7 protein-coding genes are annotated in these 12,245 nt (G+C 44.2%); 3 read left to right on the top strand and 4 right to left on the bottom strand.

Annotated features, from left to right (window positions below):
- Positions 1-74: 74 nt before the first annotated feature.
- Positions 75-2,030: a M61 family metallopeptidase gene (locus W234_RS0108550; protein ID WP_156923976.1), complete on the bottom strand. Its 1,956-nt coding sequence runs from the start codon at positions 2,028-2,030 to the stop codon at positions 75-77.
- A 373-nt stretch (positions 2,031-2,403) separates the two neighbouring features.
- On the opposite strand from W234_RS0108550, the gene W234_RS0108545 reads away from it, so the two are divergent.
- Positions 2,404-2,889 carry an FKBP-type peptidyl-prolyl cis-trans isomerase gene (locus tag W234_RS0108545; RefSeq protein WP_025646448.1) on the top strand — a complete coding sequence of 162 codons (486 nt, stop codon included), beginning with the start codon at positions 2,404-2,406 and terminating at the stop codon, positions 2,887-2,889.
- A gap of 435 nt (positions 2,890-3,324) precedes the next feature.
- Here the strand turns inward: W234_RS0108545 and W234_RS0108540 are convergent, their stop codons facing one another.
- A complete protein-coding gene (locus W234_RS0108540; RefSeq protein ID WP_025646447.1) occupies positions 3,325-5,547 on the bottom strand; it encodes a carboxy terminal-processing peptidase in 2,223 nt (740 codons plus the stop codon).
- Between the two features lie 555 nt (positions 5,548-6,102).
- Here W234_RS0108540 and nagZ point away from each other — a divergent pair.
- Positions 6,103-7,224 carry a beta-N-acetylhexosaminidase gene (nagZ, locus tag W234_RS0108535; RefSeq protein WP_025646446.1) on the top strand — a complete coding sequence of 374 codons (1,122 nt, stop codon included), beginning with the start codon at positions 6,103-6,105 and terminating at the stop codon, positions 7,222-7,224.
- Positions 7,225-7,326: 102 nt separating this feature from the next.
- Here nagZ and W234_RS0108530 read toward each other — a convergent pair whose 3' ends face one another.
- Positions 7,327-9,021 carry an OmpA family protein gene (locus W234_RS0108530; RefSeq protein WP_025646445.1) on the bottom strand — a complete coding sequence of 565 codons (1,695 nt, stop codon included), beginning with the start codon at positions 9,019-9,021 and terminating at the stop codon, positions 7,327-7,329.
- Positions 9,022-9,382: 361 nt separating this feature from the next.
- Positions 9,383-11,053, bottom strand: coding sequence for a hypothetical protein (locus tag W234_RS0108525; protein ID WP_025646444.1), 1,671 nt, complete (start codon positions 11,051-11,053; stop codon positions 9,383-9,385).
- 495 nt (positions 11,054-11,548) lie between these two features.
- Here W234_RS0108525 and W234_RS0108515 point away from each other — a divergent pair, with 495 nt between their 5' ends.
- Entirely contained in the window at positions 11,549-12,157 is a 609-nt protein-coding gene (locus W234_RS0108515) for a rhomboid family intramembrane serine protease (protein WP_025646443.1), read from the top strand.
- Positions 12,158-12,245: the final 88 nt, after the last annotated feature.

Here is a 12,245-nt window from a genome sequence, read left to right as displayed (position 1 = left end):
TAAAAACCTCCAGATCGACGATAAGACTTTTACTCATGGTAAAAGTCTTATTCATTATTAAGGCTTAAAAACGATTAGTCCGATAAAACATCCAGCCAAGCCGAAGCTGTCTTGTCAGCTTCTTGTTCAGCACTATCGGCACTGACTAGCGTTAAGCTTATCTTATGCGGAAACACTTGTTGACCCTGTGTTTGTTGACTCGAAGTAGCAGTAGTGGCAGTATCGGCGCTTTGTTTTGGCAGTACCGTCATTGTCATAAGCTCGTCACGGCGGAACAAATGACAGCTTACCGGTTGGTTAAGAGGACTAAATACTGCTAATTGCTTACGGGTAGCCTTAATACCGTCAATAGCGACGATGATATCATTGGCTGAGATACCAGCCGTTGCCGCTATGCTACCGCGCTGCACGCGATTCACTTTTAGCCCCGTAGCCGTCTCGCTACAGCGCATACCCCAAGGGATGTTTTTATCCGCCGTTTCTACCTCGTTTTCATGCCAGCCGATACCATTAGCACGCAGCAGCGACTCAATAGGCAGCTCTTCCACTCCATTGATATAGCGCTGCTCAAAATCCTGCCACTGCGCCTTTGGCATAAACTCGCTAATCACTGCTCCCATATCGGCGCTACTGATACCGATACGCTGCTTGTCGTTTTGCTTAGCCCGCGCATAAAAGGCTTTAATCACATCGAATAAGCGATAACGGCCATTGGTGCTTTGTAGCAGCGTTAGATCCAAACACAGCGCCACTAAAGCGCCTTTATTATAGTAGCTGATACCTGCATTACCGGTATTTTCATCGCTACGATAGAGCTTAATCCAAGCATCGAAGCTCGATTCGGCGACGCTTTGATTGGCGCGGCCGTCGGTTTGATAGTAGCGGTTGATCTGCTCCGCCAATAGTTTTAAATAACTGGGCTTATCGATGACGCCTGAAGCTTGTAGCATAAAATCGTCAATATAAGAGGTAAAACCCTCAAACACCCAAAGCAGCGGGGTGAAAGCTTCGCGGCGTAAATCCACCTCCATCATCACATCAGGGCGCACGGTCTTCACCCACCACGCATGAAAATACTCGTGGCTACATAGTCCCAAAAAGCGCTGATAATCAGGGCTTGGCAATACTGGCTCATCACCACTTGGCAGATCGTTACGCGGCGTAATTAAGCTCGTGGAATTAATATGCTCAAGGCCGCCATAATCTTGACCGCTAGCATATGTCATAAAGGTATAATCACTAAAGGGCGCGTCCCCTAACCAGTTCAGATAAGTCTGACAAATCTGGGTGACATCATGTTGCAAACGCCCCATATTGGCATTATGTCTGCCTGAGAGATAAAAGCTATGCGGCAAGGTTTGATGCTCATCGTCTTGAATAATAAAATCAAAGGACTGCTGCAGCGCAATCTCAAACGGATGATCAATCAGCTGATAATAGTCATCTGCCTGCAGACCGTAGCCATGATGATAATCTAGCTGCAAATGGCTCGCTTTGAGACCACAAGCTAATTTGACATCATCCTCACTTTTATCTGCTAAAAAAGTAGCGGGTACTAATAGATTCACTTGTACAGAAGAGTGCTCTTGCCCTGTCACAGCTAGCGCTAGCGAGGTAAAATTACCATAGAGGCGCTGCTGATCGACATAAGCGGTACGTACGGACAAGTCATAGCAGTAGACTTCATATTGTACTTTTATCGCCTGCCCTGTCATTGCCTTCGGTAGCTGCCAGCTGTGCTTATCTATTTTTTGTGCGCGGTAAGCGCTAGCTGGTTCAGCTGCTACTATCTCATAATGGACCGCAGTAATATTACGCGCAAACTCACGCATCAAATAACTACCCGGAATCCATGCTGGCAGCCACAGCTCAGGGCAATCCGTAGTCGCTGTAAAGTTAAGAGTCACATCGACTAAGTGCTCATTAAAACGGGCAAAATCTAGACTGTAGCTAATGGTAGCGGTATGATCACTTGCAGTCGTGTTATTATTGTCCAAGCTTTTGAAGGGATTAAAAGTAGTCACGGTCATTATCTCTGCTTATTATCTTGATAGTATTTATCATTATGGTAGAAGTCCTTGCACAAAAACGCAACGGCTAAAGCGTATGCTGGCGCTAGCAATAGTATAAATTGAGAGTGGTACAGACTATAAATCCCATGAATATACGATAAATCCGCTTTTTTTGTGTTTTATACCTTGAAAGTTATCAAAACCATCTCAATTAAAGAGGCTAACTGCTACAGTTACTCTAATTAATAGTGAAATTAACAGTTTCTATTTAACAGTTACCTTAATAAACTGATGATAATTGATTATTGATATGGCTCTTTAGCTGATCGACCTTTTTAGGTTTATTACCTCCAAATTTAATTTTATAACGATATTCAATTTAGGATAATTTATGACTACTATCGCAAAAGATACTGCCGTCAAATTCAACTATACGCTAAAAGACGATGAAGGTAACATCCTTGATCAGTCGCCAGAAGGTCAGCCTCTTGCTTATCTTCATGGTCATAGCAACATCATTCCAGGCCTTGAGCAGCAACTAGAAGGCAAATCTGCTGGCGAAAAAGTCAATGCAGTGGTTGAGCCTGCTGATGGCTACGGCGAATACCAAGAGCAAGCAGTACAAAAGGTACCTCGCGATAACTTCCAAGGCGTTGATGATATCCAGCCTGGTATGCAGTTCCAGTCAGAAGCTGGCGGCCAAGTCATGCTAGTGACAGTAACTGATGTCAACGATCAAGAAGTGACTGTTGATGCTAACCACCCTCTAGCGGGTAAGCGTTTGACTTTTGATGTTGAGATTCAAGAAGTACGCGCAGCGACCGAAGACGAGCTAAACCACGGCCATGTCCACGGTGCAGGCGGCGTTGAGCACTAATCTGCTATCAGATTTTTATCGCTGAGTTGTTTTATCACTCAGTCATAAAGCGCAAGAGCCAGTAGTCTAATAGCTACTGGCTCTTTTTCGTTGTAGAGCTTATTCAAGGTTTTTTTATTTAAACGTAAAAAGACCGCATAGTGACAAGCACTATGCGGTCTTTATTACTTAACATCCTTGTTAATATAACGCCATATCTAATCCCGAGATATATCGCTACTTAGGCTTAAAGCGGCTTAAAGCCCTATCTTCCTTGATCAGCAGTCCATCCCTGACGCAATTCATAAACCATCTATCTTATAACACCAATCCCTAGTGTAAATAAACAGTATCAATAAACTGTGCAGTGACACTATAATCGCAAATTAGACGATGATAAGTAAGACGTCTAAGCGTCAACGCATGTAAGCATATGCTTACATGCTATAGATGAGCTTATAACTCCTCCGCAGGACTCGCAATCATAGTAGGCTCAGCGTCTAGCATGAGACGCGCCGCTTCAAAGATATACACTTCGTCTTCTGGCAGCTCTGGACGTTCGCTCTCCTTCATTTTACTACGCTCTTCAAACTTAGCATCCATCGCAGCTTGATAGGTGTTCCAGTTGGCATAAGGGCTAGAGCCTGTAGCGATTCGTCTTCTATTCTCAGCCTCTAAAGAGCGCTGCTCGATCAGCTTCATTTTGGCGCGGCGCTTACTAATATCTAAGGCGATAGGTTTTTTCTCGTCATCCATATCTCGAATGTCATTGAGCGTAGATAAGTAGACAAACTGCGGATTTTGTTCTTGACGAATTTTAGACTGCTGATTTAAGGTCTTGAGCATATCAGTGCTAAACTTGCCTTCAGGTTTGTAAGCAGCGGTCTTGATAGTATCCCATGGCAGCGCATTCTTTTGCGCGCGCTCACCAAAGGTGGCATCATCGTAGATATTGACAAGCTCTACATCTGGCACTACGCCTTTATTCTGCGTACTACCGCCGGTAATGCGATAAAACTTACGCTGAGTCAAAGTTGCTGACCCTAACGCTAGACTGTCTAATTGAATCTGCGCTGAGCCCTTACCAGTCGTCGTGCTACCCACGACCAAACCGCGACCGTAATCTTGAATCGCTGCGGCAAAGATTTCACTAGCTGAGGCGGAAGCTAAGTTGGTAATCACGACTAGCTTGCCATCATAGAGCTGCTTGCCACCATCATCGTCGCGATAGACTTGAATATTACCACGGTTATCCCTGATCTGGACTAAAGGACCACTCTTGATAAATAAGCCAAGCATTTTAGCTACTTCGTCTAAAGAGCCGCCTGGATCATTACGTAAGTCAATCACTAAGCCGTCGATGTTTTGCTTATTAAGCTCCTTGATAGCATTTTCAGTATCTAAGCTGACGCTGCGGTAGTCCTCGCCATTGCGGCGCGCTCTATAGTTTAAATAAAAGCTCGGTATCTCTAGCACACCAATACGTTTTAAGGTGCTATCGCTATCCTCTGCGTCACTTGCGTGCGGTACCTCAACGATGCGATGGTTCACGCCCGACTCTTCTTGTTCGATGATATCGCGTACTACCGTAACCGTGCGAGCGCTGGCATCAGGGGCGTTTGGCTGACGCAGCTTTATGGTAACTGGTGTACCGCGCTTGCCGCGAATGAGGCTGACAATCTCACGAGTGGACCAACCGACCACATCAGTCATGGTCTTGCCGTCTTTAGCGATAGCGATAATCAAGTCGTTTGGCTTGATTTGTCCTGTCTTGGCAGCAGGACCGCCATCGACTAGTGTGACAATACGAGTATAGTTTGGGTTTTTGCGATCAGGGCGAATAGAGACACCGATACCTTCTAGTTGCAGGCTCGATTGAATTTGCATCTCATTGGCTTGAATTGGCGCATAGTAGTTGCTATGCGGATCATAAGTGAGCATCGCGGTATTTAAGATCGTCTCCATGATCTCATCATCTTTGAGACGCTCCATCTGCCCTTGCTGTCTGGATAAACGATTGAGTAAAATCTCATTTGGCGTGCGCTGATCATCACGAACCAGATCTTGACCCAAAGTGATATCAGGATCATCCAAAAAGACTTTTTCTTTGGCCTTTTCGCTCTCTTGACCCAAAGTAATACTCATCAGCTGAAACTTTAGCTGACGCGCCCAGTAATCGCGCTGCGCTTTTTTACTTGTGAAATGAGGCAGCTCTTCACGGTCGAGAATAATCGTCTCATCACTGGTCAAATCGATATCTGTTTTGAGCATTTTTTTTGCCATCTCAAAATACTCATTGGAGCGTTTGCGGTAGCGCTCAAAGACATCGACACCAGCAGATAGATCTCCGCGCTTGAGCCTGTTACCGAAGTCATCGGCATATTTTTTCTTAAACTCATCCACATCCGCTTGCAAAAATAGCGTATGGTTTGGGTCTAAGCTATCGATATACATATCTAAGATATCGCTGCCCATCTGAGTATCGAGCGGCTGATTCAGATAGTGACTACGATCTAACAAAGCGGCTACTTGCCTAGTGGTAATTTTTTGCTCAGGGGTTTGTACAAAGCTTCCTGTATCTGTGTTTGCCACTGCGGTGCCGTAGCTTTGCGTCATGATAGCGCCGACCACGCCAATTGAAGCAATACTTAATAACCATTGTGCGGGTTGTTTTTTCATTATATCTACCTAGTTGTCTTAGAGAGTATCTGAAGAGCTGTATAGTGAAAGTATAAAGAGCAGTCCATTTTGTATCGATGCTTTATGATAATGGTGTTTTATGGCTATTTTGAATAGCACTTTTTCGATAGCCATCTATGAACAGCAATGCTAGCGAGTCGCCTATTGCAATGACTAGCAGCTGACAGCCCAGCGACCACCACTATCAGTTTATTATTAAAAATCAATCAATATTATCACGATTTATTGACCTGCGCTGTCTCAATCTGTATGAGCAAACTTTCTGTTATATTTATGCACTCATTCATAAGCATTGTAGTGACAATAACTGAGTGGTTAAATTATAACTGCAGAGTAATTACTGGCATAATGGTCTCACAGTTAACTTTTACACTTATCTATAGAGCTTCATATATCAAGTAGCCTATATCACTTCAACCTAAAAGCGTAGTCATTACATTCAGCATAAGCTTGAAAGGACTGAGCTTAGAATAATTGAGGATGATTGATATAGCGATGAACACTATTTTGTAGAGCAAATTTGGAGAGCAAACCATGTATGGCGTAATAATGACAGATGTTGGCGGTAGTACCTTAACGGCTGATGATGTCAGCTTGATTGAACAAGCTCAGGTAGGCGGGATTATTTTGTTTGCTCGTAACGTCGTCGATGCGGCGCAAGTACGGCAGCTATGTGATGATATTCGCTATTATAATCCTGATATCTTAATCGGTGTTGACCAAGAAGGTGGCCGAGTCGCACGGCTGCGTGATGGCTTTACACCGCTGCCCGCAATGGGAAGGCTGGGCGAATTATTTGATCAAAATCCTAGTGAGGCGCTCAGCTGTGCCTATGATTGTGGCTACTTGATGGCTGCTGAAGTGCTAGCCGTCGGTATCGATTTGAGCTTTGCCCCTGTGTTAGATACAAATGGCGTGAGTGAGGTTATTGGAGATCGCAGCTTTCATAGAGACCCACAAGTGATCACGGCTTTAGCGACTCAGTTTATGCGCGGGATGCGCGCAGCCGGTATGGCAACGACTGGTAAGCACTTCCCAGGTCACGGCGGAGTTGCGCCGGATTCACATGTTGCTGAAGCTATCGATACGCGCGCGCTTGATGAGATTATGGGTCATGATATGCAGCCTTTTGCCCAGACGCTACCTTGGCTCGATGCGTTGATGCCAGCACATGTAATCTTCTCGCAGGTGGATAATAAACCTGCAGGGTTTTCTAAGGTTTGGTTAAAAGACATCATTCGCGATCAGCTGCAGTTCGATGGCGTGTTATTCTCCGATGACTTATCGATGGCAGGCGCGCAGGCTGCAGGTGATGTCAGCGACCGAGTACACGCCGCGATCCATGCTGGCTGCGATATTGCTTTGGTATGTAATGACCGAGTAGCCGCGCACGAAGCGGCAGAAGCGGCCCAAGACTTGCCCTACCCTGACCAGCAGCGTATTAAAACAATGCGTGGCCAAATTCCGGAATGGCGCGGCGACCTCACTTCTACTTGTCAGCAGTTTGAGCATTGGCAACAAGCTCGGCACCGTGTTATACAGACCTTTTTTAATATGCAGACAGCAAACTCAGATGGTAATCAGGTGCAAAATAGCCATACTTTAGACCACTCCGATGACCTAAGCGATCTAAAAGATCCTACTGATTATAAATAACCTTGTGGCTGAGTGCCTAATAGACCGTCCGTTCTAAATAAAAAAAACCGCTCCTAATTAAAGGGGCGGTTCTTTTATTATTATCAAAATAAGACGTATCTATTAATTCGTTGGATCTAAATCAGTTCCCTGACTTGGATCATCACTATCAGGTAAGATATCATCATTATTATTATCTAACGGATTTAGATCTGGATCCGCCAGTGTACCATCAGCATCTAACATACGATCATCACCATCTACTGTGACATCATCATTATTAGCATCTAATGGATTCAAATCTGGGTCCATATTAGCATCCATTTCTTGAGTATCACCTGCTACTACTGCGTTATCATCTGTAGCCATACTCTCATCATAAACACTAAATTCGATACGGCGGTTGCGGAAACGGCCTTGCTCAGTAGCGTTCGTCGCGATAGGGTCAGTCTCGCCCATACCTTTAGTCATAAGCTTACTGCCATCTACGCCTTTAGAGACTAAGTACTCTTTTACAGCATTGGCGCGCTCTTGTGATAGCTCCATATTGTAAGCGTTAGAAGCGAGTTTATCTGTATGTCCAATGATCATCAGCTCCACATCTGGTGTGTTTGTAATCAATTGAGCAGCGCGGTCAAGATACGGCTTATTGGCATCAGGGATGATCGCTTTATCAAGCTCAAAGTTAATAACTTGCAAGCTTAAAGCGCGAGCGACATCTCTTGGATCTGGGTTTTCACCTAGATTATTCATCGCAGTATCAGTAGCGACTAAGCTATCATCAATCTCGCCTTGCAGATCTAGCGGACCTTCGGCGCTCACTGTCATACCAGGCGCAGCAGCTTGCAGATCATTCACTAACTGGTCAAGTACCCCTTCATCTGCGGCGTTCACGATAATCTCTTCACCTTTGATGACCATATTGGCATCTGGTACGCTTTGGAAAATAGGCAATATCGAAGACAATTGCGCAGCGGCTGGCATATCAGCGGCAAAGCTATCATCAACATCAGCGCGGCACTTGTCAGCCTCAGCGCCAAAGGTATTAGATAGCGCATTCATAACATTCGTCTGTAGCGCTTCGTCACCTACATTCATGCGGCAAGCATATAGAGTGTTTGCTTCACCAGTAGCTAACGTTAGTGAAGCTGGCTCAATATCAGCGGCTACAACGGTTTGCTCATCAGTTGCCACCTCTTCAGTCGCCACTGGCGTCGCTACTGGAGCTGGGTCTTCTTGACACCCTCTGAGTAGCGCCCAAGCTAGAGCACCTAGAATAATCAAACCTATGATAGGCAGTAGCGCTTTCATAAAGCTACCGCTCTTTTCTTCTTCACGAACCAATGGCGCAGTACTTGTAGTATTAGAGATACGCTCACCGGCCGGCGCACTAGCGACCATACCTGCCGGAACGACACCTGCCGCCCACGCTGGAATATGATGCTGATAATTTGACAAATTATCATTCAAAAACTGTGGTACAGGCGTGTTACCAGCTAAGCTTTTGATTTCATGAAAGGCGAGCGGTGCCGCCATAGCGACTAGGCCACGAGACGCTGTTGCGTCAACGTTATGCTGACTTGCAAGCTCACGAGAGATTTGGTCACGGTGACTACCATCCGTCCATACTCTATCGTAAAAGCCTTGATCGTCTTGAGCGATGTTTTCATTAGCAAAACGCCCATGAGTGTCTTTATCCGCTAGACGCGCGGCAAAGATGGCGTAAAACTGCTCTAATAAGTTTCTCTTAGCAGGGTTGTGGTCATCCCCAAGTACTGCAGGAGTAACCGTGCGGGTTAAATGACTGATAATATCCATAAGAAGCTCTCTCCAATTATTATGATCTCATTTATAAAAATTATATGATTTGACTTATCTTTAATGAGCTAATCTCTATTAAGCCAACTGTCCTTAAAATTTATCGTATTACTGTTTCGCACATCGTTGATGTTTTAATCTTAGACATTCTTAATCTTAGTAGTTCGATTAACGATATAGAACATGACGATATGGCTATTTAGTTTTACTAAAGACAGTATAGGAGTAGGCGCCTAAATATCACAATAAATGCGCTGTTGTACAAATGATACATTAAGTAATGTTTCAAGTATGACGCGTAACTTTGGTGACTATTTGGCCAGAATATTTTACATTGTAACGATTAAAATAAGCCTCAATATCAGTTAGAACCAATATCTGTCTCAACTCGAGACTCATTATCTAAGCGCTCAGCGACGATAATACTATTAGCCAGGTCGTCCACTTCTGCTGCAGACATGCCATCTATCGCTTGAGTATTGGCTATAGGTCTGGGTGGTAAGTTATTATTTTGATTAGAATTAATACCCGTATAAGTACTATTGCTTGCGTTCTTGTTCGTGTTGCTGCTGACAGTGTTATTGTTATTGTTCGCGTCACCAGGGATAAGGTTAGTATTATCATTACTTGAGCTATTACTGTCATTGACTACAGATGGAATATTGTAGCTATCATTGTCCTGCGTTTCGTTTTGCCACTCAGCATTATTCGCGAATAATGTCCCTTCCTCGCCTGCTGTTACTGGGTTCTCTACCGCGTTAAAGTCGGTATTAGTCGTGATGTTAGCCTTCGGTGCTAAAGCGCGCATATCGGTGAGCAGACGCTGTGATAAGCGATTATCAGGCGACTCTATGGTGATGATGTCGTTTTGTAGCTGTAATCGTGCAAATGGCGCCGACTTTAGCAAGGTAAAAAGACTCGGTAGCAGCTCTATATCAACGGCAGTCAGGCTATCTGCGACACTTGGTTGTCGCTGTAATTCACAAATACTCGCTTGCTCGCCAAAGCTTCTCACTAGCGCTCGACTCAGCGCTTCTTGTAGCGCCGCACTGCCAGCGACACCCTTACAAGTATACAGCTGACCACTATTATCCACGGCAATCAGTAGCTCGGCTGGCATCAATGGCGCAGCGACGGGTTCAGTGACTGTCTCATTAACTGTATCAGTAACTGCCGCGTCCGGCTCTACGCTTATTGACTCATCTGTACTGGCTGAGCTGATATAATTTGGCTGAATTACCAACACCCATATGAGTGCCAAAGCTGCTATCGCAGCGACTAATAACAGCAAACGCCATAATAAATCACGTCTGTTATTACGCTTATGAGTCTGCCTAAATTGACTGATGTTATGACTATGAGCGCTGTTATCGATCGCTATAGACGGTGGTACGCTGCTTGCCTCACTAGGGTCTCCTGTAGCCGTTGCAGCTATTGTAGATGCAGGCTTGCTAGATTCTATCGTTGTAGTAGCGACTTTATCAGAGTTTGACTCACTACTAACGCTGTTAGAGTCCGAGCTCCAACCTAAATTAGAATCCAAAATCGAATCAGAGTCACTATCTGCCCTCTCCTCTAGCAATACTGACTCTGCCCAAACTGGCAAATAATGACGAATCTCTACCTGCCGCTGCTGCAAAAACGCCGGTAAATACTGACCATCAGCTAATATTTTGAGCTCATGGTAAGACAAAACGCTCGCACTTGTGATCAGTGCTATCGTGGTACTCTCATCAAGATGATGGGTCGCAGCTAATTGGTCGATAATAAGCTTGCGCTGGTCTGGGTCTTGCCATAGCTCATGGAATAAAGAGCTCGCTGCTGTATCTGCTGTCGATAACTCAGTGGTTGTCAAGGCTACTGGAGTTGGCAGCTCAGTCGCTTGTAGCAGCTGGGTATAAACCTGCGGTCGAGCCAGACGCGCAATCAGTAGTGCATAAAACTGCTCTAATAAGCTGATATGAGCAATGTTTTGCTCTGCTCCTAATAAGGGCAAACTGACGCTCTGCTCAAGCTGTTCGATAATAGTCATAAAGTCATCTTTACTAAGGTTAAAAAAGAGTGATAGAAGTTTAATTTAGGAACCACTAGGTATCGTTATTAGGTAACATTACTAGGTCATCACAATACTATTATTATGTGCCGCGCTTATAAAACATAATTTGTATAGCTATGTAAATTCATCTGACAGGTAATTGTGATTTATCGTCAAAGACCTTAAGATGAGGTATACATAAGCGATAGCTAGTACGAACATGAAAAGATAAAAAACTTTAAGAAAACGTTACTGCGCTTTTATAGTCAATGAAGAGTTTTTTTATATGGTGACGACTATATACTTTGTGATATAACTTATGCTGCCCAGCCTGAACAAGCAGATGCCTGTCATTACTATTCAATCATTATTAAAGCATAATTTTTGGCCTCTATTCGTTTTTTGCTGAGCCATTTTGGTATTGATTTTAGTGTCATCTATTTGCCACTTATTTATATTTTTATCCATCAGGCGTTGCCTAAGGATTGTCTTTTGCTAAATCATACCACTCTTATTATCATCGTTACGGTCATTGTCAGCTTGTTAGCTTGGCAAAATAAAGCCCTATTTAATCGGCTTATTTTTTATCCGCCAGCGATTACTGATGGTCAATGGGACCGTTTTGTCACTCATGGTTTCATTCATGCAGATAGCATGCATTTGCTGTTTAACATGTTTACCTTGTACTTTTTTGGGCGTGCCATTGAGGGCTTATATCAACCTTTTTTAGGCGGCTTTGGGTTTATCGCTTTTTATATCTTGGCTATCATAGTGGCAATGATACCAAGCTATCTGAAGAATAAGAATAGCGCTAGTTATTTGAGCTTAGGAGCTTCGGGCGGGGTGTCAGCAGTGCTGTTTGCCTATATTTTATTAGCGCCATGGGATATGATTTATTTGTTTGCCATCGTCCCTATCCCTGCTATTTTGTTTGCTGTGGCTTATGTGGCGTATAGCATTTATGCCAACAAGCGCGGCGGCTCTAATATCAATCACATGGCACACATGTGGGGCGGCGCTTTTGGGGTGGTTGCGACTATTATCTTAGAGCCGCGGATACTACCTCACTTTATAAACGCTCTTCTCTCGCCTGGGTTTTAGAGTGGATCACTTTTACACACTTTATAGTAGTAGACGCTTTTAGTTGAGCCTTATACAGATTAGATAAGTTAGGGCGTGTTGAACATTC

Origin of the sequence: Psychrobacter sp. TB15, assembly GCF_000511655.1 — a bacterium.
In the GTDB taxonomy this organism is placed as follows: Bacteria; Pseudomonadota; Gammaproteobacteria; order Pseudomonadales; family Moraxellaceae; genus Psychrobacter; species Psychrobacter submarinus.
The sequence above is the reverse complement of the archived record's forward strand: the minus strand, read 5'-3'. Positions and strand labels throughout refer to the sequence as shown.

Coding starts and splice junctions, on each gene's coding strand:
- nagZ (WP_025646446.1), top strand. CDS start 6,103: ATGTATGGCGTAATAATGACAGATGTTGGCGGTAGTACCTTAACGGCT.
- W234_RS0108530 (WP_025646445.1), bottom strand. CDS start 9,021: ATGGATATTATCAGTCATTTAACCCGCACGGTTACTCCTGCAGTACTT.
- W234_RS0108540 (WP_025646447.1), bottom strand. CDS start 5,547: ATGAAAAAACAACCCGCACAATGGTTATTAAGTATTGCTTCAATTGGC.
- W234_RS0108545 (WP_025646448.1), top strand. CDS start 2,404: ATGACTACTATCGCAAAAGATACTGCCGTCAAATTCAACTATACGCTA.
- W234_RS0108550 (WP_156923976.1), bottom strand. CDS start 2,030: ATGACCGTGACTACTTTTAATCCCTTCAAAAGCTTGGACAATAATAAC.
- W234_RS0108525 (WP_025646444.1), bottom strand. CDS start 11,053: ATGACTATTATCGAACAGCTTGAGCAGAGCGTCAGTTTGCCCTTATTA.